This window comes from Ruegeria sp. BHSB172 (assembly GCF_059613165.1).
On sequence record NZ_JBXWRZ010000009.1, the window covers coordinates 12,045 to 37,691 of the forward strand.

General features: G+C 66.2%; 25 protein-coding genes and 1 riboswitch. Of the genes, 3 read left to right on the forward strand and 22 right to left on the reverse strand.

Annotated features, from left to right (window positions below):
• Positions 1 to 2: 2 nt before the first annotated feature.
• The 5 genes from AC2FM3_RS06870 to AC2FM3_RS06890 form a co-directional block, all read right to left on the reverse strand.
• Complete coding sequence (locus AC2FM3_RS06870) at positions 3 to 569, reverse strand: histidine phosphatase family protein (RefSeq protein ID WP_496680165.1); 567 nt, start codon at positions 567 to 569, stop codon at positions 3 to 5.
• The gene (locus AC2FM3_RS06875; RefSeq protein WP_496680166.1) at positions 570 to 1,643 is read right to left on the reverse strand and encodes an ABC transporter ATP-binding protein; all 1,074 of its coding nucleotides are present in this window, start codon (positions 1,641 to 1,643) and stop codon (positions 570 to 572) included. It lies immediately after the preceding gene.
• Positions 1,640 to 3,856, reverse strand: a complete 2,217-nt coding sequence (locus AC2FM3_RS06880; protein ID WP_496680168.1) for an ABC transporter permease — start codon at positions 3,854 to 3,856, stop codon at positions 1,640 to 1,642. The genes AC2FM3_RS06875 and AC2FM3_RS06880 overlap by 4 nt, the downstream gene beginning before the upstream one ends.
• Positions 3,857 to 4,882 carry an ABC transporter substrate-binding protein gene (locus AC2FM3_RS06885; RefSeq protein WP_496680169.1) on the reverse strand — a complete coding sequence of 342 codons (1,026 nt, stop codon included), beginning with the start codon at positions 4,880 to 4,882 and terminating at the stop codon, positions 3,857 to 3,859.
• A gap of 93 nt (positions 4,883 to 4,975) precedes the next feature.
• Positions 4,976 to 6,637, reverse strand: a complete 1,662-nt coding sequence (locus AC2FM3_RS06890) for a Na/Pi cotransporter family protein (protein WP_496680171.1) — start codon at positions 6,635 to 6,637, stop codon at positions 4,976 to 4,978.
• A gap of 167 nt (positions 6,638 to 6,804) precedes the next feature.
• Here AC2FM3_RS06890 and AC2FM3_RS06895 point away from each other — a divergent pair, with 167 nt between their 5' ends.
• Entirely contained in the window at positions 6,805 to 7,620 is an 816-nt protein-coding gene (locus AC2FM3_RS06895) for a DeoR/GlpR family DNA-binding transcription regulator (protein ID WP_496680173.1), read from the forward strand.
• A gap of 130 nt (positions 7,621 to 7,750) precedes the next feature.
• Here AC2FM3_RS06895 and AC2FM3_RS06900 read toward each other — a convergent pair whose 3' ends face one another.
• From AC2FM3_RS06900 to AC2FM3_RS06910, 3 genes are all read right to left on the reverse strand, one after another.
• Positions 7,751 to 8,935, reverse strand: coding sequence for a CaiB/BaiF CoA transferase family protein (locus AC2FM3_RS06900; protein WP_496680174.1), 1,185 nt, complete (start codon positions 8,933 to 8,935; stop codon positions 7,751 to 7,753).
• Positions 8,922 to 10,541: a thiamine pyrophosphate-binding protein gene (locus AC2FM3_RS06905; protein ID WP_496680176.1), complete on the reverse strand. Its 1,620-nt coding sequence runs from the start codon at positions 10,539 to 10,541 to the stop codon at positions 8,922 to 8,924. Before AC2FM3_RS06905 ends, AC2FM3_RS06900 begins: the two co-directional genes overlap by 14 nt.
• A 79-nt stretch (positions 10,542 to 10,620) precedes the next feature.
• Entirely contained in the window at positions 10,621 to 11,082 is a 462-nt protein-coding gene (locus tag AC2FM3_RS06910; RefSeq protein WP_496680178.1) for a DUF302 domain-containing protein, read from the reverse strand.
• A 144-nt stretch (positions 11,083 to 11,226) separates the two neighbouring features.
• Between AC2FM3_RS06910 and AC2FM3_RS06915 the strand changes: the two genes are divergently transcribed.
• Positions 11,227 to 11,571, forward strand: a complete 345-nt coding sequence (locus AC2FM3_RS06915) for a DUF1636 family protein (protein WP_496680180.1) — start codon at positions 11,227 to 11,229, stop codon at positions 11,569 to 11,571.
• Here AC2FM3_RS06915 and AC2FM3_RS06920 read toward each other — a convergent pair.
• The 9 genes from AC2FM3_RS06920 to cbiE all read right to left on the reverse strand — a co-directional run bounded on the left by AC2FM3_RS06920 (position 11,559) and on the right by cbiE (position 18,405).
• Positions 11,559 to 12,053, reverse strand: a complete 495-nt coding sequence (locus AC2FM3_RS06920) for a hypothetical protein (protein ID WP_496680181.1) — start codon at positions 12,051 to 12,053, stop codon at positions 11,559 to 11,561. The two genes, AC2FM3_RS06915 and AC2FM3_RS06920, sit on opposite strands and share 13 nt — an antisense overlap.
• A 64-nt stretch (positions 12,054 to 12,117) precedes the next feature.
• Complete coding sequence (locus tag AC2FM3_RS06925; protein WP_496680183.1) at positions 12,118 to 12,816, reverse strand: CbtA family protein; 699 nt, start codon at positions 12,814 to 12,816, stop codon at positions 12,118 to 12,120.
• Between the two features lie 4 nt (positions 12,817 to 12,820).
• Positions 12,821 to 12,991 (reverse strand): CbtB domain-containing protein, encoded by a 171-nt coding sequence (locus AC2FM3_RS06930; protein WP_496680184.1) that lies wholly within the window; start codon positions 12,989 to 12,991, stop codon positions 12,821 to 12,823.
• 36 nt (positions 12,992 to 13,027) lie between these two features.
• Positions 13,028 to 13,236: riboswitch (cobalamin riboswitch) on the reverse strand.
• Between the two features lie 43 nt (positions 13,237 to 13,279).
• Complete coding sequence (gene cobF / locus AC2FM3_RS06935; RefSeq protein ID WP_496680186.1) at positions 13,280 to 14,023, reverse strand: precorrin-6A synthase (deacetylating); 744 nt, start codon at positions 14,021 to 14,023, stop codon at positions 13,280 to 13,282.
• Complete coding sequence (cobA, locus tag AC2FM3_RS06940; RefSeq protein WP_496680188.1) at positions 14,016 to 14,744, reverse strand: uroporphyrinogen-III C-methyltransferase; 729 nt, start codon at positions 14,742 to 14,744, stop codon at positions 14,016 to 14,018. The genes cobF and cobA overlap by 8 nt, the downstream gene beginning before the upstream one ends.
• On the reverse strand, positions 14,741 to 16,057 hold the full coding sequence (locus AC2FM3_RS06945) for a cobyrinic acid a,c-diamide synthase CobB (protein WP_496680190.1): 1,317 nt from the start codon (positions 16,055 to 16,057) through the stop codon (positions 14,741 to 14,743). The genes cobA and AC2FM3_RS06945 overlap by 4 nt, the downstream gene beginning before the upstream one ends.
• A complete protein-coding gene (gene cobM, locus AC2FM3_RS06950; protein ID WP_496680192.1) occupies positions 16,050 to 16,844 on the reverse strand; it encodes a precorrin-4 C(11)-methyltransferase in 795 nt (264 codons plus the stop codon). The genes AC2FM3_RS06945 and cobM overlap by 8 nt, the downstream gene beginning before the upstream one ends.
• On the reverse strand, positions 16,841 to 17,209 hold the full coding sequence (locus AC2FM3_RS06955) for a cobalamin biosynthesis protein (RefSeq protein ID WP_496680318.1): 369 nt from the start codon (positions 17,207 to 17,209) through the stop codon (positions 16,841 to 16,843). Before AC2FM3_RS06955 ends, cobM begins: the two co-directional genes overlap by 4 nt.
• Positions 17,206 to 18,405 (reverse strand): precorrin-6y C5,15-methyltransferase (decarboxylating) subunit CbiE, encoded by a 1,200-nt coding sequence (cbiE, locus tag AC2FM3_RS06960; protein ID WP_496680194.1) that lies wholly within the window; start codon positions 18,403 to 18,405, stop codon positions 17,206 to 17,208. The genes AC2FM3_RS06955 and cbiE overlap by 4 nt, the downstream gene beginning before the upstream one ends.
• Here cbiE and AC2FM3_RS06965 point away from each other — a divergent pair.
• Positions 18,404 to 19,153 carry a cobalt-precorrin-6A reductase gene (locus AC2FM3_RS06965; RefSeq protein ID WP_496680195.1) on the forward strand — a complete coding sequence of 250 codons (750 nt, stop codon included), beginning with the start codon at positions 18,404 to 18,406 and terminating at the stop codon, positions 19,151 to 19,153. The genes cbiE and AC2FM3_RS06965 overlap by 2 nt on opposite strands.
• Here the strand turns inward: AC2FM3_RS06965 and cobJ are convergent.
• From cobJ to cobN, 5 genes are read right to left on the reverse strand one after another with little or no spacing between them, the layout of a single operon-like run.
• Positions 19,126 to 19,878: a precorrin-3B C(17)-methyltransferase gene (gene cobJ, locus AC2FM3_RS06970; RefSeq protein ID WP_496680196.1), complete on the reverse strand. Its 753-nt coding sequence runs from the start codon at positions 19,876 to 19,878 to the stop codon at positions 19,126 to 19,128. The two genes, AC2FM3_RS06965 and cobJ, sit on opposite strands and share 28 nt — an antisense overlap.
• Positions 19,875 to 20,603 (reverse strand): precorrin-2 C(20)-methyltransferase, encoded by a 729-nt coding sequence (locus tag AC2FM3_RS06975; RefSeq protein ID WP_496680198.1) that lies wholly within the window; start codon positions 20,601 to 20,603, stop codon positions 19,875 to 19,877. Before AC2FM3_RS06975 ends, cobJ begins: the two co-directional genes overlap by 4 nt.
• Positions 20,600 to 21,229, reverse strand: a complete 630-nt coding sequence (locus tag AC2FM3_RS06980; protein WP_496680199.1) for a precorrin-8X methylmutase — start codon at positions 21,227 to 21,229, stop codon at positions 20,600 to 20,602. Before AC2FM3_RS06980 ends, AC2FM3_RS06975 begins: the two co-directional genes overlap by 4 nt.
• Positions 21,229 to 22,356 (reverse strand): ferredoxin-like domain-containing protein, encoded by a 1,128-nt coding sequence (locus AC2FM3_RS06985; protein ID WP_496680201.1) that lies wholly within the window; start codon positions 22,354 to 22,356, stop codon positions 21,229 to 21,231. Before AC2FM3_RS06985 ends, AC2FM3_RS06980 begins: the two co-directional genes overlap by 1 nt.
• On the reverse strand, positions 22,353 to 25,646 hold the full coding sequence (cobN, locus tag AC2FM3_RS06990) for a cobaltochelatase subunit CobN (RefSeq protein WP_496680202.1): 3,294 nt from the start codon (positions 25,644 to 25,646) through the stop codon (positions 22,353 to 22,355). The genes AC2FM3_RS06985 and cobN overlap by 4 nt, the downstream gene beginning before the upstream one ends.
• Position 25,647 lies beyond the last annotated feature (1 nt).

Genomic DNA, 25,647 nt, shown 5'->3' on the forward strand with positions numbered 1-25,647 from the left:
CGCTAGCCGATCGAGCGCCACCCGGTCCGAGGCCGCAAGGTAGCCAGATCCGCGCGCCAGAAATGTCCTTGGAAAGGTTGGTCGAATTGGCGGTCGATGGGCCGGTGCGACAAGGCACACCACAATAGCGTGCCGACGGCCCCATGGGTCACGACCGCAAGATCCGCCCCGTCATGCGTTGCGACAATCCGGGAAACGGCACCGAGCATCCGGGTCTGCGCGGCGCGAGCGGTTTCCCATCCGCAAAAGCTCTGGTCGGGCTGGGCAAAAAACGCGTCGGCCGCGCTTTCGAATACGGTGTGGGGCAAATATCCTGTGGCGCTGCGATCATTTTCGCCCAAGGCCGCGTTTTGTGCCACAGGCAAGGCGCGAGGCGCCGCAAGGATCGCAGCGGTTTCGCGGGCCTTTCTTTCGGTGCTGACCCATATATGTGAAACTTTGTCCATTTCGGGGCTGGCGGCGAATGCCTTGGCCCGGCGGCGGCCCAGGTCGCACAGAGGCCAGTCCACCACCAGGATGTCGGGGTCGACGACGACTTCGGGGTGCGTGATCACCAGCAGGTCGGGCATCTATGTCTCGGGCAGCAAGACCGGGCCTTTGTCGGCGAAGGCCATCCGCACCTGCGCGCCAGGGGCCAGCGGGGTGTCCACGTCCTCGTGCACCGCGAAGACCTGGCCGAAATTGCCGGTCAGCGTGTATTCCATCCGCACACCGACATAGGTTGCTTTGGCCACCGTGGCCGGAATTCCCCGCTCGGCCCCGATCACCAGCCGCGACGGGCGGACGGCGACGGTGCCCGGCCCTTGGGGCAGCCCGCGGGATGGCAGGGAATGGCGATAGCCTTCGATTTCGATCGTTGCGGTTTCGCCTTCGATGGCAACGATCTGACAGGCCAGCAGGTTGGCCTCGCCGATGAAATCGGCCACGAAGCGGTCGTTGGGGGCATCATAAAGCTGTCGGGGCGTTCCGATCTGGGCAATGGCGGCGTTGCGCATCACCACGATCTCGTCCGATACGGCCAGTGCCTCTTCCTGGTCATGGGTGACATAGACCACTGTCAGGCCGAGATCCTGCTGGATGGCGCGGATGTCCTCGCGCACCTGGCGGCGCAGCTTGGCATCCAGATTCGACAGCGGCTCGTCGAACAACAGTACTTGCGGTTCCAGAACCAGCGCACGCGCCACGGCGACCCGCTGCTGCTGACCGCCCGACAGTTCCGATGGCAACCGCGCGTCAAACCCCTTGAGGCCCACCAGATCCAGCCCCTGCAACGCGCGGCTGCGGGCCTCGTCCTTACCGAAGCCCGAAAAGGTCAGGCCATACATGACGTTTTCCAGCACGCTCATGTGCGGGAACAGGGCATAGGACTGGAACACCATCGACACGTCGCGGTCGGTCGCCGGTAGCTTTGTCACGTCGCGGTCGCCGATAAGGATGCGGCCCGAACTGGCCATCTCGAGCCCCGCGATCATGCGCAGGGTCGTGGTCTTGCCGCAGCCCGACGGACCCAGCAACGTGACCAGCTTGCCCGCTTCGACATGCAGGTCGATGGCGTCGACGGCGACGACATCCTTCCCGAAAACCTTGGACACGCGTTCAAAGCGGACCGGGGCGGCCTTCGAGCCGATATGAGTGTCGGTCATGGCAATGTCTCCGTTTCGTGCACTGTGCGCCGCCCGATGCGGACCCGGCCCACCAGAAGTTGCAGCAGCCCGACCGCCGCAAGCATCACGAAGATCAGGGTCGTGGAATAGGCGATGGCCAGGCCGTAATCGTTGTTCTCGACCCGCCCGATGATATAGCTGGTGGCCATGTCATATTCGGCACTGACCAGGAAGATCACGGCCGAGATGGCGGTCATCGCGCGGACGAAGCTGTAGACCAGCGCAGCCAGGATCGCCGGCCGCAGCAGCGGCAGGATGACCCGCCGGAAGGTCTGCCAGGAATTCGCCCCCAGCGTCAGCGAGGATTCATCCAGGCTGCGGTCCAGCTGTGACATGCTGGCGATGCCGGCACGCACACCCACCGGCATGTTGCGAAAGATGAAGCTGACCACCAGGATGACACCGGTTCCCGTGATCTCGATCGGGGGCACGTTAAATGCCAGAATATAGCTGACGCCGATCACCGTGCCGGGAATGGCAAAGGACAGCATGGTGCCGAATTCAAAGGCGTTCTTGCCCGCGAAATTCTGCCGGGTCAGAAGGTAGGCCGTCACCAAACCCACGGCGGCGGTCAGCGGGGCGGCGATGGCGGCGATGGTTATGGTGGTCCAGAAACTGTCCCAGGCGGCGCCGGTCCAGCGGATGCCTTCCGCGTCCAGCCGCACCGAGAAGGCGGTGACGTAGTGCTTGAAGGTCAGCGTGTTGTTGACCCCCCACAGCTCGACCACGCTGCCGTAGACGATCATCGCATAGACGACCACCGTGAACAGCGCCCAGCCCAGCGCGATTACCGCTACCGGGATCGACAGGCCCGTGGGCATCAGTGGATGCACACCGGAATCGCCCTTGCCGGTCACGGTGGTATAGCTTTTCTTGCCCAGCCAGACGCGCTGGGCGTAGAAGGCCGACAGGGTAAAGAACAAAAGCACCATCGCCAGCACCGCCGCGCGGCCCTGATCGTACTGGGCGCCGACGATGGCAAAGAAGATCTCGGTCGACAGCACGTCGAAATTGCCGCCAAGAACCAGCGGGTTGCCGAAATCGGCCATGCTCTCGATGAAGCCCAGCAGGAAGGCGTTCGCCAGGCCCGGTCGCATCAAGGGCAGCGAGACGGTTCTGAAGGTCTGCCACCGGTTGGCCCGCAAGGTCTGTGCGGCCTCCTCCATCGAGGGCGAGACACCCTCGACCACGCCGATCAGCACCAGGAAGGCGATGGGCGTGAAGGCAAGGGTCTGTGCGATCAGGATGCCGGGCATTCCGTACAGCCAGCGCGTGGGCTGGGTGCCGAACAGATCGGCGACGAAGCGCGTTACCGATCCGGACAGGCCGAACAGCAGGATCAGCGCCAGTCCGATCACGAAGGGCGGGGTGATGATCGGCAGCACCGTCAGGGCGCGCAGCGCTCGTTTGTAGCGAAAGCCCGACCGGGTGACGACCAGCGCGAAACACAGGCCCAACGCGGTGGTGAGCAGCCCGACCAGAACCGCCAGCACCAGCGAATTCCAGGCCGCACCGCATTTCGCGCCCCATAGGCACCCTAGCCCCCACAGCCGGTCGTCGAAGAATTTCGAGAAGAAGACCGCCACCGAATAGGCCCCGTCCTCGGTCACGAAGGCGGCAAACAGCATTCTGGCGATCGGGAAGAAGACAAAGGCGGTGACGATGGTGATGACGCCGCCGATGGCGCTGACGACGAACACGTCTCCGTTCACGGCGCCGCGCGCGGCGATCCCTTGGGTCAGCAAAAACAGAAAGCTCGAGGCGCAGATCATCGCGCCATAGCCCATGCCGAACTGCCGGTCGCCCAGCTCTCCGAACAGGGCGGTCAGCCAGTCGAAGTTGAAACCGCGGATGCCGATGCCGAACCCCTGCGCGATCAGCCAGGCAAAGCCGAACGCCCCCGATAGGATCAGGATGCGGGCGTGCAGCGGGTCGGATTTCGGCCGGCCCAGCGCCAGCAGTGGCAAGGCCAGCGCAAGGACCATCGGCGCCAGCCAAAGCTTCTTGCCCTGTGCAATCAGAAAGGCCGCGGGGGCATAGTCGTCGTCAAACGGATAGCCATCGACCAGCCAGTGGAACGACCAGAAGCCGTCCTCGACCATGTACCACGGCAGCAGGCAATAGCCGACCCACCCGGCGGCGATCCAGAAGATCAGCACCGAATGGGCCGTTTTTGTGGTGGAACGCGTCATTTACTGCGGCAGAACCGAAACCTCTTCGTCCCATTTCTGCAGCAGGCGTTTGCGTTCGTCGGACGAGCCGTATTTCTTGAAATCATAGTCGATCAGCTTGATCTGGCTCATGTCCGGCGCGCTGTCCGAGGTCTTGGCTGCCTTGTTCGACGGTACTTGGAAAGCGTTGACCTCGAGCGCCAGGTTCTGCGCCTCGGCGCTCAGGGCCCAGTCATAGAATTTCTTGGCTTCTTCGACGTTGCGGGCGCCGTCGATGATCGACATCGACCCGATCTCATAGCCGGTGCCTTCGCACGGGGCGACCACCTGGATGGGAAAGCCCGCCACGGCTTGTTTTACCGCGTCATGCATGAAGACGATCCCGATGGTCGTCTCGCCACGGGCCGCCGCCTTGATCGGGGCCGAGCCCGATTTGGTGTATTGATTGATGTTCTTGTGCAGGCCCTTCATGAAGTCGAACCCTTCGTCCTCGCCGAAGATCTGCACCATCGAGGCCAGCGTCGTGTAGGCGGTCCCTGACGAGTTCGGGTTCGCCATCTGGATATGGCCCTTGTATTCGGGCTTCAGCAGATCCTTCCAGCAGGACGGCTCGGCCAGGTTGTTGGCTGCCAGCAACTCGGTGTTGTAGCCATAGCCCAGCGCGCCCGAATAGATGCCGATCGTCCGGTTTCCGGCACTTTCGGCCTGCGCGAGCGCCCAGTCATGCAACTGGTCGCGCATGGGCGAGAGATACTCCATCGTCAGGCCCTCTTCTGCGGCCTGCAAGTGCGGATCACCCGTACCGCCCCACCACACGTCGCCCTTGGGGTTGGACGCCTCGGCGCGGATCTGGGCAAAGGTCTCGCCCGAGGATTTGCGGGTCATGTTGACATCGATGCCGGTGGCGTCCTCGAAGCTGCGCGCCATCAGCTGGCACCAGTCTTCCTGCGCCGAGCAGTACAGGGTCAGCTTGTCCGCGTAGGAGGCCGAGACCGAGGTGGTCAGGGCCACGAGTGAACCTGCGAATGTCAGTGTGAGTCGTTTCATGTCTTTCCTCCCAGTTGCATGTCGGTGGCCGGGTTGGCCGCCTCGTACTCGTCCTCACACGGTCTTGCGCCGCTTTGTTTCAGTCCGCTTCCTTCAGGATGCGCCTCCGATCTTGCGGGGGCGGGCCAGTCGGCTGCCCAGCAGATCACCGGTTTCCTCGGCGATCGGATAGGCCACGAAGGCGAGGGCCGCGTTCACCTGCTTGAGCAGGCGCAGTGTTTCCTGATGGATGTTCGTGGTTTCAATGCTGGCCGCCGCGCCGTTCTGCAGACGTTTCAGGTGCCGTTCCTGCAGGTTCTGTTCCTCGATCCGGATCCGGTCCTTCTCGGCCACCAACTGACGGGCGGCCTCGGCGTCGCCGGTTGTCAGAACGCTTAGCGCCAACTGGCCGTTCGTAACGACTTGATCGTGGAAATGTTCGATGTCGGCCAACCCTTCCTTGGAAAAGGTCAACGCTTCGTCGGCCAGTTTTTGCGCCACCGCCACCAGGTTGACCGCGAGCCGGTCGGCGGCCTCTTCCAGGTTGTTGGCCGTGGCCACGATGCCCAGCGATTTCTTTTCCTGCTCCGGCGTCAGGTCGTTTTCGCGCATGCGCGAGATGTAGATCTTGATGGCGAAGTGCATTCGGTCGACCTCGTCCTCGCGCAGCTGGATCACCCGGGCCAGTTCCGGATTCCAGTTCCGAAACAGTTGAACCACCGGCACCAGCATGGCCTGCACCGTTTCTGCCATACGCAGCAGCTCGCGCTGTGCGCAGGCCATTGCCAGAGGCGGGTGGTCGAGGGCGCCGGGATCCAGCGCCGAAACGCTTTCGGTGGTTGACGCCGCGTGGCGCGGCAGAAACCTGTCGACCAATGCAACCAGAGGTTCGGTCAGCGGCAGTGCGACCACCAGAAGGATGGCGTTCAGCAGGATATGCAGCAAGACAACCTGCTGGCCCGGCGCAGCAGCGAGCATGTCCATGTTCAGTATCCCGGCCAGCAGCAGTGTCAGGGCAACCAGCGTCAGACCCGCACGTGCCACGAGGTTCGATAGAACCACCAGCCTGGCCGGGCGCTCGTGTCCCCACAGCAGGGCTACCGGAATCACCGCTCCGCCCAGATTGGCCCCGATCACCAGTGCGGCCGCGACCGGGGCGGCGATCAGTCCCGATGCAGTGAAGGTTGCGAACGTCAGTACCGAGGCCAGGCTGGAATGCATCACCCAGGCCAGCAATGCGCCGATCACATAGGCGCTGAGCAGATCGTTCTCAAAATAGGCGGCAATGCTCTGGACGATCGGGTTGGCCCCGATCGACGCGGTGGCCTCGCGGATCATGCCAAGCGACAGCAGCACCAGGGCAAATCCGATCACGATGCGGCCGACCTGTTTGGTCTTGCGGCGCTGCGCCTTCAAGAAGGTGACCACGCCCGCAAGTAAGGCAAAGGGTATCACCGCCTCGACCGGCAGGAACAGAACCTGCGTCATCAAGGCCGAGCCCAACTCGGCCCCCAGAATCAGGGCCAGAGCCGATTGTGCCGCCAACATCCCCGATACGGCGAATCCTGCGCCGATCAGGGCCACCGCAGTCGCGCTTTGCATCAGCATGGCCGTCAGGCTGCCGCCAAGTGCGGCCGACAGCTTGCGTTCGGATAAGGTTTTCAGTCCACGCTTCAGTTCCGGCAGAAAGGCGCGTTCGATGCCCGTTCGGATCAGCCGGACTGACCACAACAGCAGCGCCACCGCCGCCGCCAGATGTGTGGCAAGTACGATCATGTGGAGGTCGCCCGCTTCAGTCTTTGGTGGCGCATTGTTGACCAACCGCGTTTGTATTCTCGAAGTTTGGCAAGTGTCACCACCAATTTGAGGGTTTTGCAACAAAATATTTGCAAAAATGCTGGAAAGCCCACAGTTTTGCTATGTTGACCGGGCCGGAGTTAAAGATGTCAAACACCAAGGCAAAACAGAAAGACGCCCGGAAGGGAAAGGACCGGCTGAAGAAATCAGACCGGCGGCGCCAGATCCTGCTCGAGCTGAAATTGCGGCCGCATGTCCGGATCAGCGATTTGGCCCGAAGCTTCAACGTCTCGACCGAGACCGTCCGGCGGGATTTTGACGCCCTCGCCAAGGATGGCCTGCTGGCGCGCGCGCATGGCGGGGCCTCGACCGCGTCGCAAGGCCATTACCCCAGCCTTGACGAGCGTACGGCCGCCCGCGCCGCCGAGCGTACGCGTATCGGGGAAACGGCGGCTGCGCTGGTGCAGGAGGGCGACACGGTAATGATCGACTCCGGGTCAACAACGATTCAACTGGCCCGCGCTCTGGCGTTGCAGGGGCGGTCTTGTACGGTGATAACGAACTCGATTCCGGTCGCCGCAGCGCTGGGTGACAGCGCGGCCGACGTGATCCTCTGTCCGGGGGAATTCCTGCCGGCTGAATCGGCCGTGATCGGCGCCGATACGCTCGAGTATCTCTCGCGGTTCAATGTCGATCGCTGCCTGATCGGCGCGACGGGCCTGACCGACGAGGGGGTGTCAGAGGCGATCAGCGGCTTTGCGGCGATCAAGAGGACGATGCTGCAGCGCGCGGCCAACAGGCACCTGCTGATCGATGCACAGAAATTCGGCTGCAAGGGTTTGGTCCGCGCCGGCGCGCTGGCCGATCTGGACAGCGTCGTGGTCGATACCGCGCCGACGGGGCCGCTGCGCGCGGCGCTCGACGCTGCAAACGTGGAAATCGTGTTGGCGGACTTTGGCTGAAACCGGCAAGCTCTGGTCCAAGAAGGGCCGCACAGAGCCGCGCCAAACTTCCGTTGTCCAAATTTGCGCCCAGTTCAGTGTGATCGTCGGGGCGATGGCCCCACATACGCCCGATCAAGGCAGTTCCTGGTCATGCCTCGAACGGGTCGTCCGCGTCCAGGACGGCTTGGGTATCCGCCCCAAAGGTCGGAGGTGCCGTTCGATAGGTCACGGGCGTGCGGGACAGCTTCAGCGGGTTTCCGATCAGTTTGACGGGGGCGGGGCCGGCCTGCATGTCGATCTGCATCTGCCGCGCGGCCACCTGGTCCGAGGCAAAGACCTGATCCAGCGTCTGAACCGGGCCGACCGGCACTTTCAGCGCCTCGAGGCCATCGATGACGGCCTTGGTGTCCAGCCGCTGCAGCGCGGGCCGCAGTACCGCGTTCAGGGCATCGCGGTGTTCCAGCCGGGCCGGGTTGGTGGCGAACCGCGCATCGTCGGGCAGGTGATCGAGGTTCAGAAAGCCGCAGAAGCGCCGGAACTGGCTGTCATTTCCCACGGCCAGAATGACGTGGCCGTCGGCGGTTTCATAAACATCGTAGGGCACGATGTTGGGGTGCCCATTGCCGCGCCGCTGTGGAACCTGGCCCGAGGTCAGATAATTCACGCCCTCGTTGATCAGCCATGCGATCTGGCTGTCGACCAGTGCGATGTCGATCTGCTGGCCTTCGCCGGTTTGATCCCGGTGGCGCAGCGCCGCCAGAATGCCGACGGTCGCGTACATGCCGCACATTACGTCGGCGATGCCCACGCCCACTTTCATCGGGGCTCCGTCCGGCTCGCCCGTCAGCGACATGATCCCGCCATAGCCCTGCGCCATCAGGTCATAGCCAGGCTTGGCCGCGTTCGGGCCGGTCTGGCCGTAGCCCGAGATCGAACAGTAGATCAGCCCCGGAAAGTCGCGCGAGAGGGTTTCATGGTCCAGCCCGTATTTGGCCAGCCCGCCGGGTTTGAAGTTTTCTATGAAGATGTCGGCATGGGAAGCCAGCCGCCGGATCTGTTCCTGCCCCTCTGGCGTGGCGATATCGATGGCGACGGACTTCTTGTTGCGGTTCGCGGCCATGAAATAGGCGCTCAGATCGGTCGGGTTGCCATCCGCATCGGTAACATAAGGCGGCCCCCACTGGCGGGTGTCGTCGCCACCGGTGGCCGGATTTTCCACCTTGATCACGCTGGCGCCTAGATCGCCCAGCAGCTGCGTACAGGTCGGGCCGGCCAGAATGCGCGACAGATCCAGAACCTTGACGCCCTTCAGCGGTCCGTCAGATGCGGCCATCATAGCCTCCGCGGTCGATCTCGGCGGCGATCACGGTGAACGTGTCGGCGGCCATCGCGGCCTTCAGCGCCGCCCGCAGTTCGGCGCGGTTGCGTACGGTGTGGCCGTTTCCGCCGAACGCCCGGCCCATCGCGGCATAGTCATGCCGGTCGAAATCTACGCCCCGGTTGCCCATCTGGCGCTGGCGTTGTTTCAATTCGATCAGTGCCAGGCTGGCATCGACAAAGACCAGAAAGATCGGGTTTCCGCCCATTTCTGCGGCGGTCGACAACTCACCGGCCACCATCAGGAAACCGGCATCGCCGGAAAAACTGATCACCGGTCGGTTTGGTTCGGCCAGTTTCAAGCCGATCGCCATTGGAACGGCGCAACCCATCGTGCACAGCGCCGACGACTGGATCAGGCCGCGCGCTTCGGAGCATTGCCACATCTGGCTAAGGAGGATGCGGTGCGCGCCGCTGTCGGCGGTGGCCAGTGTTTCGGGGGGCAGGGTGTCGCGGGCCTCGGCGATCACGGCGGCGGGGCCCCAGTCGTCATCGGTCGGAAAGGCCGCAGCCAATGCGGCCTTGACCTGCGCCGGTTGGCCTTGGGGCCAAGTCGGTCGTGCAGGGTTGCCCTTGGCGATCGCCTCAAGCGTGGCGCCGGTATCGGCCACCAGGTTCAGCCCCGCCTGGTGCATGTAGTGGTCATTCGCCACGGCCGAGATGTCGATCACGCGTTTCTCGTCCGGGTCCCAGATCTCGCGCCAACCTGGGCGCATTTCGATCGGGTCGTAGCCCAGACACAGGATCAGGTCGGCCTGTTCGACCAGCGGCACAAGGAGCGTGTCGGCCAGGGGCGACAGGCCCGCACCGCCCAGGCACAGCGGGTGATCCTCGGGCACCACGCCCTTGGCCTTGTAGGTCGTGACGAACGGGATGCCGAAATGTTCCAGAAACGCCCGCACAACGCTGCGCGAGTCGTCATACAGCACGTCCAGCCCGATGATCGCCAGCGGACGCTCGGCCTCGGCCACCCAGCGGCGGGCCTTCTCGAGGCATGTCCCCTCGGGCGCGACGCGGGCGGCCCGGGTCAGCCGTCGGCGTTTGGTGACCGACACCCGGGTATCGGCGACGGAAATCGGCACGTCGATATGCACCGGTCCCGGTCGAGGCTGCGTGGCCAGCGACACGGCCTTGTCGGCGATGATGTCGGCGCCCATGGCCGTCAGGGTGAACGTGCCCTTGGTGATCGAGCGATAGACCTGCGCGTGATCCATGACCTGATGGGTATAGGTCAGCGCCTCGTCGGCATCGACGCAGCCGGTCAGCACGATCATCGGCACCCGATCCTGCAGCGCGTTGGCCACGACATTGATGCCGTTCATTGCCCCCGGCCCCAGAGTCGCCACCAGAATCGCTGGCGCGCCGTCGCGGTGGTGCACCGCCTCGGCCATGAAACCAGCGGAGTTTTCGTGCTTGGTCAGGTGAAAGGTGATCCCGGCCTGTTCCAGTGCATCGACCAGTGTCAACACCTCGCCTCCGGGCATGCCGAAGGCGTGGCGGCACCCGGCCTCGTACAGCCGTTGCGCCAGAAGGTCCGCAGCGCGGGGGGACAGGTCCTGCATCGAACAAGCTCCGTAAGTTCCGTTGCGCAGCAGATTGCGGAGGTTCCGGGCCGGCGCAAGCCGCATCACGTCAGTGTGACTAATTGACAGCCATCTCGGCGATGGCGGCGAACTTGGCGTCCAACTCTGCGGCGATCGCGGTCAGGGCGCCGGTGCCATCGGTGTAAGGGGTAAAGACCAGGCTGGGCGTCTTGTAGGACAGCGTAGCGGTTCCGTCCTCGTTTTCCGTGACATAGAGGCGGATCGGCGCCTCGATCATCGCGGGCACCGATTGTTCCAGAACCCGCACCGCATAGTCGTTGTTGAAGACGCCGATGACCCGGTTGCCCGGAATGGTGATGCCGCGCGCGGCGGCGGCCTTGGTCGGCCCGGCCTGGGTGACCACGGCCATCCCGTTTGCCTTGACCGCTGCGATCGTGTCGGCCACCAGCGCGTCATGGGCCTTGGCCGACGGGTGGACGGCCCAACCCGGCCGGGGTTCGATATCGGCCGCCAGCGCGGGAAGCGCCAGCAGGCCGAGGAAAAACACAAGATGTTTCATCGCGGGCTCTCCAAGTCGTGGTTGGCTCGAGTCTTGCCGAAATCACGGGCGCGTACAGTCACAATATCGTGGGTGGCGGGCTTGCGCCGGGGTTGCGAAACCCGCACAAGCGACAGTGTGAAACGGAAAAGGCAGGCGAGGGGCATGCGTGTTTTGATCTGCAGCAGCTGCGCGGGCGAGCGCGACCAGCCGGCCGAGCGACAGGCCGTATTGGAAGCCCTGCGCGCTGCGGGACTGGACGGGCAGGTCGCGATCGCCGAGCACGCCTGTTTCAGTGGCTGCAATGAACCGACCGTGGTGGCGATTCAGGGGGAAAGCTTGGCGTCTTACGTGTTTTCGGGGATCGATCCGGTTGCCGATGCCGATGATATTGCGGCGACCTGCCGGACCATTCTGAACAGCCCGAATGGCTGGATCGAGGACGCCCGGCCGTGCGGGCGGCTTCGCTTGTGTCTGCGGGCGCGGATCCCTGCGCTTCAGTCCACCTGAACCGTGACCGAGGCGCTGACAGGCACCCCATCCACGGCGAGCGGGCTGTGGCTGTTGGCGTTCAGCGAGACCTCAATGGTGGCTTCGCCCTTGGGCAGGTCCGGAAGGTGCATCCAGTCGCCATAAAGCCGCGCTAGCTTGACGCCGTTCACATAGACATGCGCATGGCCTTCGTCAGGCCTGTCCGCCAATGAGGCGTTCTCCGGAGAGAAGTGGAAGTTCTTTGGCACCACATGCAGGTTCCAACCCGCCATCGGGTCAGGGGTGACGGCGATCTCCAGCCCCGGCGCATCCGGTCCGGCGGGCAGGTTGATGGCGGTGCTGTGATCATGGGCCGTGGCCTCGACGTGATGGCCGCCGTGTTGAGCGGGGTCGGTATGGTCGTGACCGTCGAAGGTGACGCCGTTGGCTGCGGCCAGCACGAACCCGGCGCCCCCGCCAAAGACCAGACCGATCGCAAATAGTGCAAGCGAGCGTGTCATCTTGTTTCCTTGAAAAGCAGATGATCCGCCAGTTGGTCGCCGGCGGATCGTGGGATTTCGGGGATCAGGCCGCGGCTTCGACGCGCTTGCCCTCGCTTTGCCAGAAATACCCGGCAAAAGCACCCAGCAGCACCCAGGCCGCAAGACCCACGCCGAAGGCGCGCGCGGCGAACAGGGCCCCGATCTCGGTCGGAACCGGCCCGGTGAACACGTCGGGTTCCGGCGCGCCGATCAGGTGCGGGGCCATCAGAAGCACGGCCGCGACCAGATAGCTGACGATGTTGCCACCAAAGGCGATCAGCCACAGCGCCACCACGGCAGCCGCGACGGTTGCCCACCACCAGATTTGCCGCGCGAACACATCGGCTGCGGCTACGCCCGGAACCTCAGGGGCCAGGGTGAAACCCGGCGCCAGATGAAAGGCGATGAAACCGGCCAGGCCCCACAACACGCCCGTGCGCCCGTCAACCGGGTGGCCCAGCGCCTCGGCCAGCGACATCAGGGCGACCAAAACCAGCGCATAGCCGGTATAGGTCAGCATGGTGAACACCACGCTCAGCCCGTCGCGGGTCAGGTCCGAGAACATGCCCGGCAGCTCGGGATGGGCCGACACGGCCTCGGCCCCGAAATGCACCAACTCCCCGGATTCATAGAGTTCAGCGTGCAGCAACACGGGCTGCACGAATAGCAACTGCAGCAGGGCGACGATCAACCCGGCTGCGGCACCAGCGAACAACGCGCTGGTCAGAATGCGGCTGAACATTGGTTTAGTGGCAGGGGAAGCCGGTTGCGTGGCGCACGTCATGGGCGGCGTCATGCAGCGCCGATGCCTGAACGTGACCGGCCACGGTGATGATCCCCAGGCCCAAGGCCGCCGCGAACACTGCCGAAAGCATGCCGGCGCGTACCGTTGATGCGGTTTGCGTTTGTGTCGTCATTTTCTGTCCTCCTGTGCCGCCGCACCCGACGGCCGGTGTTTCATTGTTCGCCTGGCAGGTCTCCTGGCTTGCGGGTCAGCGCCTCTGTTCGCCTTCCCCCCGAACGGATCGGGAGTGGCTGGTTGAACAGGGCTCACCGCTTACAGTCGCGGGGGCGGCTTTGGATTTGACCTGCGCGCAGGCCGCACCAAATTCCCTCTTAGCATCCGGATGTCTCCGGCAGGACCAGACCCGTCCATTTAGACGTGAATGCCGCTATGGCGCAATCGCCATTTGCGACCTTTCGCGTCAAATCCCGCGCTTTTTGAGGACATAGATATCCATGATCCACCCGTGCCGGGCGCGGGCTTCGGTGCGCGTGCGCAGAATCTCGTCGGCCACATCGGCCAGTGGACCCTTGATCAGGATCTGCTCGGGCATACCCACGTAAGCCCCCCACCAGATGTCAAAATCGGCCATGTTCAGCGTCTGGAACGAACACGCGCCATCCAGCATCACCGCAACCGTATGCGCGTCTCTGGGCCAGCCCTCGTCGCGGATGCGCCGGCCGGTGGTGACCAGATAAGGCGCGCCGATCTCGTTGATGGGCATGGCATGGGCCGCCGTCAGCGCCTGCAGCGCCGTGATGCCTGGGATCACGGTGGTGTTTGGCTGCGGGTCCAGCCGCGCCGCGATTCGCAGCGAACTGTCATAGAGCGACGGGTCGCCCCAGATCAGCAGGGCGACGGTGCGTGCCTCGGGGTGCCGAGCCATCGCCTCCTGCCAGCGCAGGGCGATTGCGTCGTGCCATTCATCCACGCCGCGCAGGTAGCCGTCCTGTGACCGGCGCTCGGGGATGTCGAAATAGGCAATTTGGGGCGGTGTGTCGGTGACCTTGCGGATGATTTCCTCGCGCACCCCCGCCAGATCGGCCTTGTTGACGCCCTTACGCGGGATCAGGATCAGATCGGCCGCGCGGATCGCCTGCGCGCCCTGAAGCGTCACATGATCGGGGTTGCCGGTGCCGATCCCGATCAAGACCAGATCAATCATCGTCGCTCTCCGCCAGCGGACCATAGAGGATCAGCGCCGGCGCGGTACCGATCTCGGAGTTTAGGCGCTCGGCCAGTGCACCGACGGTGGACCGGTGCAGCGACTGCTGAGGCGTCGAAACCGATTCTGCCATCAGCGCAGGGGTGTCCAACGGCAGCCCATGCGCGTGCAGCGCCTGCGCCAGCAGGGGAAAGGTGCGCTTGCCCATGAACACCACCGTCGTCGCGCCCGGGTCGGCCAGCGCGGGCAGGTTCAGGTCCTCGGGCAGCTTGCCGCTGACATCGTGGCCGGTGACGAATTGCACCCGCCGCGCGGTCAGCCGGCGGGTCAGCGGGATGCCCGCCGCCGCGGCCGCGGCAATCGCCGAGGGGATGCCCGGAATGATCTCGTATGCGATCCCGGCGGCGCGCAGGGCTACCAGTTCCTCTTCGAGCCGCCCGAACAGGCCGCCATCGCCCGATTTCAGCCGCACGATTCGTTGGCCGGTCTGGGCGTACTCCACCAGTAGGCGGCTGACGTGGTCCTGCTTGGGCGAGGGCCGCCCGGCGCGCTTACCCACGCCCACAAGGTCGGCCTCTTTGCGCGCATGGCTCAGGATCGGCCCGCTGCTGAGATCGTCGAACAGCACCGCATCGGCCTTTTGCAGCCGGTCCACGGCTTTGAGGGTCAACAACTCCGGGTCGCCGGGACCGGACCCGATGAAGGAAACGAAACCGTTCATGCGCTGGCCTCTGCGATCAGATGGAAGAACGTACCGGTGACATGCCCGCGGCGCGATCCGGTCTGTGGGCCTTCGGCGCCTTCGGCGTCAAAAACCCGGGCCAGGGGTGCATCGGGCTGCTCGACGATCGAGGAATAGTGGAACTCGTGCCCCCGCAGCGCGGTTCCAGCAGAGAACCCGGGCATGTCGGCCAGCAACTCGGCCCGGCGATAGCCCAGGTTGAATTTGCGCTTTTCGTACGAAGTGACCAGGCCCAGCAGCCCGGCCATCCGGTGGCGGGTGCCGTCCTTGTCGATCAGCCCTTGGCCCAAGGCCATGTAGCCGCCGCATTCGCCATGCACGGGCTGCGTTTCGGCATGTTTGCGCAAGCCGGTCAGGAACCGCTCTGCCGCAGCCAGGGTTCCGGCGTGCAGTTCGGGGTACCCGCCGGGCAACCAGACCAGATCGGCATCCGGGGCCGGGGCCTCGTCCGCCAGCGGAGAAAACGGCAGGATCTCGGCCCCGGCCGCTCGCCAGCCTTCCAGAAGATGCGGGTAGGTAAAGGAAAATGCCGCGTCTTGGGCCAGCGCGATCCGTTGCGCCGGAGGGTGCGGCAGCGCGGCCGACGACGGCCCCATCGGGCCCGAGGAGGCCGCCCGCTTGATCGCCTCCAGATCCACATGCGCGCGCAGGAAGGCCGCGTATCCGGCAATCGCGCTTTCCAGATCGGGGTGCTCGACCGCTTGGATCAGGCCCAGATGCCGCTCGGGCAGGGTCACGTCGCCGCGCCGGGGCAAAACGCCCAGAACCGGCAGGCCCGCGCGCTCCATCCCTAGGCGGGTCAGGCGTTCGTGGCGCTGGCTGGCGCAGCGGTTCAGGATCACGCCAGCAAAGGGCAGGTCGGGGTTGTACATCCGAAACCCCAGCGCCGTGGCCGCAGCCGACTGAGCCTGACCGCCCACATCCAGCACCAGAACCACGGGCCAACCCATGCGCAGCGCGGTTTCGGCGCTGGACCCATGGCCCAGTTCGCCCGGCTTGGCGACGCCATCGAACAGGCCCATCGATCCTTCGGCGACAACGATGTCGGCGCCTTTGGCCTGCGCTGCAATCGCGCCCAGTAATGGCGCGCCCATCGCCCAGCTGTCCAGGTTGAACGAGGCCCGCCCCGCCGCCGCCCGGTGAAAGGCCGGGTCGATGTAGTCCGGCCCGCTCTTGAAGGGTTGCACGGTCAGCCCGTCCTCGGCCAGCGCGCGCAGCAGGCCCAGCATCACCGTGGTCTTGCCCGTCCCCGAGGATGGGGCCGAGATCAGCAGTCCGGGCGGGTTAGTCATCTCCGTGACTCCAGCTCGACCACGGGCTGTCGGCGCTTTGTGGGCGGTAACGGCGGTCATAGGTCTTTGAATACAAACAGCTTTCGTCGAATCCTTCACCGGCCAGCGCCGGCCCGACCAGGATCAGCGCGGTGCGCGAGATGCGCTCGTCCAGCGATTCCTTCAACGTGCCCAGGGTGGCGCGGACGATCCGCTCGTCCGGCCAGCTGGCGCGGTACACCACGGCCACGGGGCAATCGGCGCCATATGCGGGGGTCAGGTCAGCCACTACCTTGTCCAAATTGCCGATCGACAGGTGGATGGCCAGTGTGGCGCCAGTGCGGGCGAAGTTTTCCAGCGTTTCGCCCTCGGGCATGGACGAGGCGCGCCCCGGGGTCCGCGTCAGCACCACCGATTGTGCCAGCCCGGGCAGGGTCAGTTCGGTGCCCAAAGCGGCCGCGGCGGCGGCAAAGGACGGAACGCCGGGGGTCACGCTGACGGGAATGCCCATCTGTTTCAGGCGTCGGATCTGTTCGCCCATCGCCGACCAGACCGACAGGTCGCCCGAATGCAGGCGGGCCACGTCCTGACCGGCGTCATGGGCGGTTTTGATTTCAGCCATGATCTGATCCAGATCCATCGGCGCGGTGTTCACGATGCGCGCGCCTTCGGGGCAGTGCGCCAGGATCTCCTCGGGCACAAGCGACCCGGCATACAGGCACACCGGGCAGGCGGCGATGATGTCGCGTCCGCGCAGGGTCAGAAGGTCGGCGGCGCCCGGTCCGGCGCCGATGAAATGAACGGTCATGTCTGTCCTCCGATGGCGACCGCGCAGGTGGCAAGCCGGTCGTCCGAGATCTGTCGGGGTGAAAGCAGCCGCGCGCCCGGTCCGGCGGCGGCAAGGGCGGAAGCTTCGGCCACGCTGCCGGTGCCATGACTGGCGCGGCTGCGGGGCGAGCAGGTGAGGGTGCGTTGCCCGGCCAGATCGGCCGGGTCCGCGAAATGCAGGGGCAGGGCGCAGGCGGCGGCAAATTCGGCCAGCGCCGGATGGCCGGCCTTGTCAGCGGCGGTGGCCAGCGCGTCCACCGCGTGCCCGGCGGTGGCGCGATCGAACGCGGCCCGCAGGCTGGCGCAGGTCGCGGTGGACGAAAACCCAAGCCCGGCCACGATCATAGGGTCACGCTCCACTGAACGACCGGATAGGCCGATTTCCAGCCACGCCGCGGGCCGAGGTCGCCGGCCTGCGCCAGCTCGATCCGCAGCAGGTCGCCGCCCAGCTTGGCGTGCCATCGGCTCAGCACTGCTTCGCTTTCCAATGTCACGGCGTTGGCCACCAGCCGGGTGCCCGAGGGCAGGTTGGCCGCAAGCCAGTCCAGCAGCGCGTCGCTCAGCCCGCCGCCGATGAACACCACGTCAGGCAAGGGTAGGCCGTCCAGCGCGTCAGGCGCCGGGCCATGGATGATCTGCAACCGATCCTGTCCCAGCGCGTCGGCATTGGCGCGGATGCGCGCGGCGCGGTCTGCGCGCGGCTCGATCGTGGTGGCGGTCAGGGACGAGTCGCACATCAGCCACTCGATGCCGATCGAGCCGCTGCCGCCGCCGATGTCCCACAGATGCTCGCCCCGAGCGGGCGCCAGCGCCGACAGGGTCAGCGCGCGCACCGGCCGTTTGGTGATCTGCCCATCGGTTTCGAAGATCTCGTCGGGTTTGCCCGAGGCCAACGGCAGCGCACGCCCGTCGCCCGAAACCTCGAGCGCAACGCAGACCGGATGCTCGAACGAGTCCAGCAGGGCTTCGGTCAGGGACAGGCTGCGCGCGCGTTCCCGAGGGCCGCCGAGGGCCTCCATCACGTGCAGGGTCGTATCGCCGAACCCGGTCTCGGTCAGATAGCGGGCCAGCTCGGCCACAGCGGCACCGTCGCGCAGCAGGACGATGGCGCGCAGGCCGCGGGACAGATGCGGACGCAGGCGGGTCAGGGGGGCGGCGTGCAGGCCGAAGGTGGCAGTGCTTTCCAACGGCCAGCCCAACCGCGCGGCCGCCAGCGAGAAGGTCGACTGCCCAGGCCGTGCCACCCAGTCTTCGGGGGCGAAATTGCGCGCGATCACCGACCCGGAGCCAAACCAGAACGGATCACCCGAGGCCAGCACCACCGTGCGCCGGCCCTTCAGCCCCTGCAGAAAGGGCAGCCCGTCGGCGAACGGCACCGGCCATTCGATGCGTTCGGCTCCGGTTTCGGGAACCAGTGACAGGTGCCGGGGCGGGCCCATGATGACCTCGGCACGCTCCAACTCTTGACGGCTTGCGGCCGACAGGCCATCCAGTCCATCCTCGCCCAGGCCCAGGATGGTCAGCCACGGAGTTTCAGACATGCCCAACCTCCTGATCCTTGGCGGCACGACCGAGGCCAACGCATTGGCCCGCGCCGTGGCGGATTTGGGTGTGGCGGCAACCTATTCCTATGCGGGCCGGGTCGACAACCCGCGGCCGCAACCGCTGCCCACGCGCGTGGGTGGCTTTGGCGGGCCCGAGGGTCTGGCGCGTCATATCCGCGACACCGGCGTGACCCATGTGATCGACGCGACCCATCCCTTTGCCGCGCAGATGAGCCGCAATGCCATCGCCGCCTGCCAGCAGACGCAGACGCCGCTGGCCGCGCTGACCCGCGCGGAATGGACGGCCGCGCCCGGCGACCGGTGGCAACGCGTGCCCGACATCGCCAGCGCCGTTGCCGCGCTGGCCGGGCCGCCGCGTCGGGTGTTCCTTGCGGTGGGGCGCATGCATCTTGATGATTTCGCGGCGCAGCCCCAGCATCACTATCTTCTGCGGCTGGTCGATGAACCCGGCCCGCTGCCCTTCGCCGATTGCGACGTGGTCGTGTCGCGCGGGCCGTTTTCGATTGACGACGACACGGCGCTGATGCGCTGGCACCGAACCGAACTTGTGGTGTCCAAGAACGCTGGCGGCACCGGGGCGCGCGCCAAGCTGGACGCGGCGCGAGCGTTGGGCATCCCGGTGCTTATGATCGACCGGCCCAGGCTGCCCCGCCGGGTCGAGTTGACAAGCGTGCCGCAGGTTCTGGACTGGCTGGCTCATTCCGGCGTGGACCTTGGAGTATAGACGATGGGGCCGATGGGCCGGTCGATGACGCGGGTCAGCGACGAGCCGACGATCACCACCGTCTGCATGTCGGCCATGTCGGGTGTTGCCTCGGCCAGGGTCGCGATGCGGATCGCCTCGTCTGAGCGCGATACGGCACGGGCGAACAGGATCAGACGCTCGGGCTCGCATTCCTGTCGCAGGATTTCCAGCGTCTTTACAAAACCTTCGGGCCGCGACTTCGAGCGTGGATTGTAAAAGGCCATTGCGAAATCGGCCTGCGCGGCCAGCCGCAGGCGTTTCTCGATCACGGCCCAGGGCTTGAGGTTGTCGCTGAGGTTGATGGCGCAGAAATCATGGCCTAGCGGCGCGCCCGCCCGGGCCGCGGCGGCCAGCATGGCGGTGATGCCGGGCAGAACCTCGACAGGGATCTCGTGCCAGGTGTCGGGGCCGTTTTCCAGCGCCTCGAACACGGCGGCGGCCATGGCAAACACGCCCGGGTCGCCCGACGAGACCACGACCACCCGCTTGCCCTCGGCCGCCATGCGCAGCGCGTGCTGCGAGCGGTCGATCTCGACCCGGTTATCGCTGGCGTGCAGGGTCAGGCCCGGCCGTTCGGCCACCCGCGCGACGTAGGGAATATAGCCCACCACATCAGTCGCATCGGCCAAGGCGGCGGTCACCTCGGGGGTCACCAGCGCCTCGTTTCCGGGGCCAAGCCCGGCGATCTTGACCCAGCCGTTCATGGCCGCCGCCCCTGTCCATGCACGATGATGATCGAGAAATAGGGCGTGACCTCGGTGCAGGCGTCGCTCAGCTTGCGAACGGTCTGGTTGGGCATCTGCGCGTATTCCACGATCCAGGCCCGGTCGAACAGGCCCGCCGTTTTCAGCGCGCGTTTCACCTTGTCGATGTTGCGGCCGATCTTCATCACCACCAGCGCGTCGGTGCGCGCCATGCGGTCGGCCAGAACCTCTTCGGGCAGGGTACCCATCAGCACCGTGAGGATGTCGTCGCCCCAGGTGATCGGATCACCCGAGGCCGTCCAAGCGCCCGACATGCCGGTGATCGCCGGCACCACCTCGACGGGCACCACGTCGCGCAGGCGGCTGTAGAGATGCATGAACGAGCCATAAAAGAACGGGTCTCCCTCGCACAACACCACCACGTCCTCGCCCTGATCGGCCAGTTCTTTCAAGCGCGCGGTGCAGCGTTCGTAGAACTCGGCCAGAAGCGCGTTGTAGCGCGGATCGGTGACCGGGATCTCAGTTGTGACTGGGTATTCCATGGGAAACTCGACCGCATCGTCGCGGATCATCCCGTTGACGATCTTGCGCGCCTGCCCGCTTCGGCCGGGCTTGCGGAAATAGGCCACGTGTTTCGCGTTGCGCAACAGGCGGTCGGCCCGGACGCTCATCAAATCGGGATCGCCTGGGCCGAGGCCCACGCCATAGATCGTGCCCATGGTCATTCCGCCCGGCTTGCGATGGCATTGATGGCCGCCACGGTGATGGCGCTGCCGCCCAGACGACCCTTGACGATGCAGCTGGGGACGGGCTGGGCCTCCCACAGCGCGTCCTTGGATTCGACCGCGCCGACAAATCCCACCGGGCAGCCGATGATCGCGGCGGGGCGGGGGCAGTCTGGGTCCTCGAGCATGTTCAGCAGGTGAAACAGCGCCGTGGGCGCGTTGCCGATGGCGACAAGCGCGCCTTCAAGGTGCGGGCGCCACAGTTCCAGCGCGGCGGCGGATCGGGTGTTGCCCATCTTCTCGGCCAGCGGGCGCACGCGCTCGTCCTGCAGCGTGCAGATGACCTGATTGTCGGCGGGCAGGCGAAAGCGGGTGACGCCTTCGGACACCATCCGCGCGTCGCACAGGATCGGCGCGCCGTTCTCCAGCGCCGCGCGCGCGGTGCGCACGAAGCCGGGTGAGAAATGGATGAACTCTTCCAGACCGACCATCCCGGCGGCATGGATCATGCGGACGGCGACCTGCTCTTCGTCGGGGTCGAAACGGGCCAGATCGGCCTCGGCCCGGATCGTGGCGAAGGATTGCTTGTAGATCGCCGCGCCGTCGGTTTCGTATTCATAGGGCATCAGGTCAGGTCCATGGTCTTCAGTGTTTCGGGGTCCAGCCCGCGCTGCAGGGGCTCATCTCCCGCGCGGCCGTGTTTTACAAGATCAAAGCGCCCGTCGCGGCCCACCAGCGTCAGATCGGCTGCGCCCATGCGCGCGCAGCCTTTTGCGCAGCCCGAGACATGCAGGCTGCCGGACACGCGCGGAGCCAGCGCGCGGGCGATGGCGCGGGTCTCGGCCTGCGCCTGCGGGCAGAATGGCGCGCCGGGGCAGGCGTCGGTGGTAAGCAGAGGGTCGGCGCCGTCGGTCACGAAGGCCGGGGCGGGGATCGCCGCCCCGCCTTCCAACATGAACAGCCGCCAGGGCGTGACACGCAGGGCAGCGGCGCCCGAGGCTTCGACCAGCGCGCGCAGGTCGTCGGCGGGCAGTTGCCCGAAGGCCGCGCCGTAGATCGGGCCGATTGCGTTATTGCCGGGTTGTGGCGCGGGTGCCACGGGGCCGGGGGCGTGGCCCTGCCATTCCTTGGGCAGCTCCTGCGCTGCGATCAGACGGGCCATGCGGCGGGTGTCAGAAGTGAAGCGCTCGGCGAACCACTGGGCCAGTTCGATCACGCAGTCGATCGCCGCGTCCTCGGTCACCAAACGGCCGGTCTCGGCCCCGTCGGCGCGCAGGATCAGGCCCGAAGGTCCCCGCTCCAGCCGAATATCGGCCGAGTCCCCGGCCAGCAGCCGCGCCTGGTCGGTATCCACCGCAAAGCCGAACTTGGCGGGCAGGGCGGGCAGGTCGCCCAGCCGGTCGGCCAATGCCTGTGTCAGGCGCGCGGTCAGGTCGCCCGGCTGGTACAGCGGCGACACAAGGATGTTGCGCCGGGTCTCAAGCCCCGGTTCAGGATCTAGAAGGTTCAGCGCCGACAGCTCGGCCAGCAGCGCATGATGGTCCGTCTCGGCCACGCCGCGCAGTTGCAGGTTGGCGCGGTTGGTCAGGTCGATGGTCCCGTTGCCGAACCGCAGGGCCAGATCACACAGCCCCAGCGTCTGCGCGGCGCTCAGCCGGGCCAGACGCGGGCGCACCCGCACGACCAGCCCGTCTCCGGACATCATCGGGCGATGCGCGCCGGGGCACCAGCCCTGAACGACCGGGGCGCTCATCCCAGCCCCTCCAGATCGGCGCGGATCGAGTTGCGGCGGGTGTTCCACAGCCCGGCCTCGTAAAGCGCGCGGAACCGGTCCTGCATGGCTTGATGGGCCTGCGGATTGGCCTGCTGCAGGAACGCGTCCACCTCGGGGTTGCCCAAGGTCGCATCGTGGTAGAGGTCGAACAGATGCGGGGCGACGCTGCCTGACAAATGCGCGAAAGACGCCATGTGGTCGAGCGTTGCCGCGATCTCGGCCGCACCGCGGAAGCCGTGGCGCTGCATCCCGGCGATCCAGTCAGGATTGGCGGCGCGCGCATGGACCACGCGGCTGATTTCCTCGGGCAGAGTGCGGGCGCGGGGTGTTTCAGGGCGGGTATTGTCCAGGTGGTACAGCTGCGCCTGCCCGCCGGTCAGCTTCTTGGCGGCGGCAAATCCGGCCTCGTGCGTGGCATAGTCGTTTGCCAGCAGCAGGTCGGTTTCGGTCAGGTCCTGCAGGTGCACGAAACTGTCGGCCTGCGCCACGCGCTGGGTGATCCCGTCGGGGTCGTGGGCGATGTGTTCGCCTTCGAAGGCAAAGGCACTGGCGTCCAGCCAGGCCTGACCGGCCTGCGCGCGCGCCTCGTCTGTATAGGTTTCCGACAGGTGGGTCATGTTCAGCCCATAGCTGCCTGGCGCCGGGCCATAGACGCGGGCAGTGGGCGGCTGACCCGCATAGGGGTTCCAGTCGGGCGCCTCGTCGCGTTCCGACAGCGCCCGGACCGCCTGTCCGAACAGGGCCGACAGGGTCGGGAACACGTCGCGGAACAGGCCCGAGACGCGCAGAGTCACGTCCAGCCGGGGGCGCTCCAGATCGGTGATCGGCAGAACCTCGATCCCGCTCACGCGCTCCGACCCCGGATCCCAGACCGGTTTGACGCCCAGCAGGTGCAGCGCCATGGCGAATTCCTCGCCCGCCGTACGCATCGTGGCCGAGCCCCACAGATCGACGATCAGGCCTTTGGGATAGTCGCCTTCCTCCTGCAGGTGGCGGCGCACCAGTTCTTCGGCCAGTTTCACCCCCTGCGCGTAGGCCGCGCGGGTCGGGACGGAGCGCGGATCGGTGGTGAACAGGTTGCGGCCCGTGGGCAGCACGTCGGTGCGCCCGCGATAGGGCGAGCCGGACGGCCCGGCCTCGATCCGCTTGCCGGCCAGCGCATCCAGCAGGGCCTGCCGTTCGGCCTGTGCCGACGCGGCAGCGTCGAAATTGCCCGCACCCTGCGGCGCGCGGCCAAAGACATGCAGCCCGTCGCCGAACTGGCTTTCCTTGATGTCACAGACGAAACGGTCGATGCGGGTGATCGCCTCGGCGGTGCCGGTGGCCTGATCCAGCCCCAGATCGGCCTCGAGCCCGATGGCGCGGGCCTCGTCGCGGATATCGGCCTGCAGCCGGTCGCGCCGCTTGGGGTCCAGCCCGTCGGCGTTCGAGAACTCGTCCAGCAGCGATTCCAACCGCACCATGCGGTCGGGCGTGCTGCTCTGCTTCATCGGCGGCGGGATGTGGCCCAGCGTGACGGCCCCGATCCGGCGCTTGGCCTGCGCGGCTTCGCCCGGATCGTTCACGATGAACGGGTAGATCACCGGCAGATCGCCGATCAGCGCCTCGGGCCAGCATTCCGCCGAGAGCGCCACCGATTTGCCCGGCAGCCATTCCAACGTTCCGTGTGCGCCGATATGAATCAGCGCATCCGTCCCCAACCCGTGCCTCAGCCACAGGTAAAAGGCCACATATCCGTGCCGGGGCGTGCGCGACAGGTCGTGATATTCGTCGTCCCGCAATTCCGGCGTGCCGCGTTCGGGCTGCAGCGCCACCAGCGCCTTGCCGCGCCGAAGCGCGGTGAAGTGGAATGCCCCATCGGCGCAGGCCGGGTCATCCTCGGGCGCACCCCAGACGGTTTCCAGATCGGCGCGCAACGCTTCTGGCAGTTGCGCAAGTGCGGCGCGGTATGCCGAGACCGGCCATGAAATCCGGGCGTCCAGCAGCGTGTCGGCAATCGGCTCGGCGGGGGCGGTGTCATACCCCGCGCCCTGCAGGTCGGACAGGATCGCCTCGGCCGAGGCCAGCGCGTCCAGCCCCACTGCATGGGCCATCTGCCAGTCCTTGCCGGGATAGGTGGACAGGACCAGCGCGGGTACCTGTTGCGCCTTTGGTTTCTCGGCCAGCTCCACCCAGGCCATCGCCCGGTCGACGATGGCGGCAATCCGGTCGGGCTCGGGGCGGTGGGCGAAGCGGGAATATTCCAGGTGTGGGTCGCGCCTGCCCGGTTCCTTGAACGAGGCGACACCGGCCGAGATGCGCCCGTCCACCTCGGGCAGCACAACATGCATGGCCAGGTCGGCAGGCGACAGGCCGCGCTCGGCCTCAGCCCAGGCCTTGCGGCGCGAAGTGGCCAGAGCGACCTGAAACACCGGCACGCCCGCCTCGTCCAAGGGCGATGTGCCCGACGCGCCCTTGCCCGAAAACGAGGTGGCATTGATAATGGTAGAGGGCGCCATCGCTGGGATGTTCTCAGCCAGCCATTGCGCCGCCGCAGGCGCTTTGAGCGAGGGTGCGAACAGCCCCACCGCCTGATGACCCCGCGCGCGGATTTCCCGGATCAGGGCCGCGACCGGCGCGGTATCGGCCGAAGTCAGATAGGCGCGGTAGAAGGTTACGACAATGCGCCGGCCTTCGCCTGCGAAGGCGTCCTCGGGCGCGATCACGCCGCGATCCGGGCACCACGCTCCGCATTCGGGCAGGGTCTTGGCCCCCATAACCGGCCCGGCATAAAGCCCCGCCGCCAGCGCCATCTGCGCCAATGCGGCTTGGGCCGCGACCTCGCCACCGGTGTCGCACAGATGCGCCAGTCGCCGTAGGGTCGAGACCGGCAGGGTCGAATAATCGTCCAGCCGCGTATCTTCGCGCCCGTCGGCGGGCAGCACCGCCAGCGCGATGCTCTTGGCCTGCGCCAGCGCCAGCACCTGCTGCAACCCGTAGGACCAGTAGGGCACGCCGCCGATCAGCCGGATCAGGATGCCCTTGGCGCCCTCCAGCGTCTGCTCGACATAGGTATCGACCGACAGCGGATGTTTCAGCGCCGTCAGGTTCGCCAGCCGCAACGAGGGCATCCGCCCCTCGGGCCCGCCGCCGCGATGCCAGCCGGCCGCGAAAGCACCCAGATCGCTGTCCGAAAAGGACAACACCACCAGATCCGCCGGGCTCTGGCCCAGATCGGTCGGGGTCTCGGTTTCTTCGAGCCCGTGGCTTTCGCGGAAGACGACGTGCATC

Excerpts from the sequence above, each read along its gene's own strand:
- AC2FM3_RS06870 (WP_496680165.1), bottom strand. The coding sequence starts at position 569 with ATGCCCGACCTGCTGGTGATCACGCACCCCGAAGTCGTCGTCGACCCC.
- AC2FM3_RS06875 (WP_496680166.1), bottom strand. The coding sequence starts at position 1,643 with ATGACCGACACTCATATCGGCTCGAAGGCCGCCCCGGTCCGCTTTGAA.
- AC2FM3_RS06880 (WP_496680168.1), bottom strand. The coding sequence starts at position 3,856 with ATGACGCGTTCCACCACAAAAACGGCCCATTCGGTGCTGATCTTCTGG.
- AC2FM3_RS06885 (WP_496680169.1), bottom strand. The coding sequence starts at position 4,882 with ATGAAACGACTCACACTGACATTCGCAGGTTCACTCGTGGCCCTGACC.
- AC2FM3_RS06890 (WP_496680171.1), bottom strand. The coding sequence starts at position 6,637 with ATGATCGTACTTGCCACACATCTGGCGGCGGCGGTGGCGCTGCTGTTG.
- AC2FM3_RS06895 (WP_496680173.1), top strand. The coding sequence starts at position 6,805 with ATGTCAAACACCAAGGCAAAACAGAAAGACGCCCGGAAGGGAAAGGAC.
- AC2FM3_RS06900 (WP_496680174.1), bottom strand. The coding sequence starts at position 8,935 with ATGGCCGCATCTGACGGACCGCTGAAGGGCGTCAAGGTTCTGGATCTG.
- AC2FM3_RS06905 (WP_496680176.1), bottom strand. The coding sequence starts at position 10,541 with ATGCAGGACCTGTCCCCCCGCGCTGCGGACCTTCTGGCGCAACGGCTG.
- AC2FM3_RS06910 (WP_496680178.1), bottom strand. The coding sequence starts at position 11,082 with ATGAAACATCTTGTGTTTTTCCTCGGCCTGCTGGCGCTTCCCGCGCTG.
- AC2FM3_RS06915 (WP_496680180.1), top strand. The coding sequence starts at position 11,227 with ATGCGTGTTTTGATCTGCAGCAGCTGCGCGGGCGAGCGCGACCAGCCG.
- AC2FM3_RS06920 (WP_496680181.1), bottom strand. The coding sequence starts at position 12,053 with ATGACACGCTCGCTTGCACTATTTGCGATCGGTCTGGTCTTTGGCGGG.
- AC2FM3_RS06925 (WP_496680183.1), bottom strand. The coding sequence starts at position 12,816 with ATGTTCAGCCGCATTCTGACCAGCGCGTTGTTCGCTGGTGCCGCAGCC.
- AC2FM3_RS06930 (WP_496680184.1), bottom strand. The coding sequence starts at position 12,991 with ATGACGACACAAACGCAAACCGCATCAACGGTACGCGCCGGCATGCTT.
- cobF (WP_496680186.1), bottom strand. The coding sequence starts at position 14,023 with ATGATTGATCTGGTCTTGATCGGGATCGGCACCGGCAACCCCGATCAT.
- cobA (WP_496680188.1), bottom strand. The coding sequence starts at position 14,744 with ATGAACGGTTTCGTTTCCTTCATCGGGTCCGGTCCCGGCGACCCGGAG.
- AC2FM3_RS06945 (WP_496680190.1), bottom strand. The coding sequence starts at position 16,057 with ATGACTAACCCGCCCGGACTGCTGATCTCGGCCCCATCCTCGGGGACG.
- cobM (WP_496680192.1), bottom strand. The coding sequence starts at position 16,844 with ATGACCGTTCATTTCATCGGCGCCGGACCGGGCGCCGCCGACCTTCTG.
- AC2FM3_RS06955 (WP_496680318.1), bottom strand. The coding sequence starts at position 17,209 with ATGATCGTGGCCGGGCTTGGGTTTTCGTCCACCGCGACCTGCGCCAGC.
- AC2FM3_RS06965 (WP_496680195.1), top strand. The coding sequence starts at position 18,404 with ATGCCCAACCTCCTGATCCTTGGCGGCACGACCGAGGCCAACGCATTG.
- cbiE (WP_496680194.1), bottom strand. The coding sequence starts at position 18,405 with ATGTCTGAAACTCCGTGGCTGACCATCCTGGGCCTGGGCGAGGATGGA.
- cobJ (WP_496680196.1), bottom strand. The coding sequence starts at position 19,878 with ATGAACGGCTGGGTCAAGATCGCCGGGCTTGGCCCCGGAAACGAGGCG.
- AC2FM3_RS06975 (WP_496680198.1), bottom strand. The coding sequence starts at position 20,603 with ATGACCATGGGCACGATCTATGGCGTGGGCCTCGGCCCAGGCGATCCC.
- AC2FM3_RS06980 (WP_496680199.1), bottom strand. The coding sequence starts at position 21,229 with ATGCCCTATGAATACGAAACCGACGGCGCGGCGATCTACAAGCAATCC.
- AC2FM3_RS06985 (WP_496680201.1), bottom strand. The coding sequence starts at position 22,356 with ATGAGCGCCCCGGTCGTTCAGGGCTGGTGCCCCGGCGCGCATCGCCCG.
- cobN (WP_496680202.1), bottom strand. The coding sequence starts at position 25,646 with ATGCACGTCGTCTTCCGCGAAAGCCACGGGCTCGAAGAAACCGAGACC.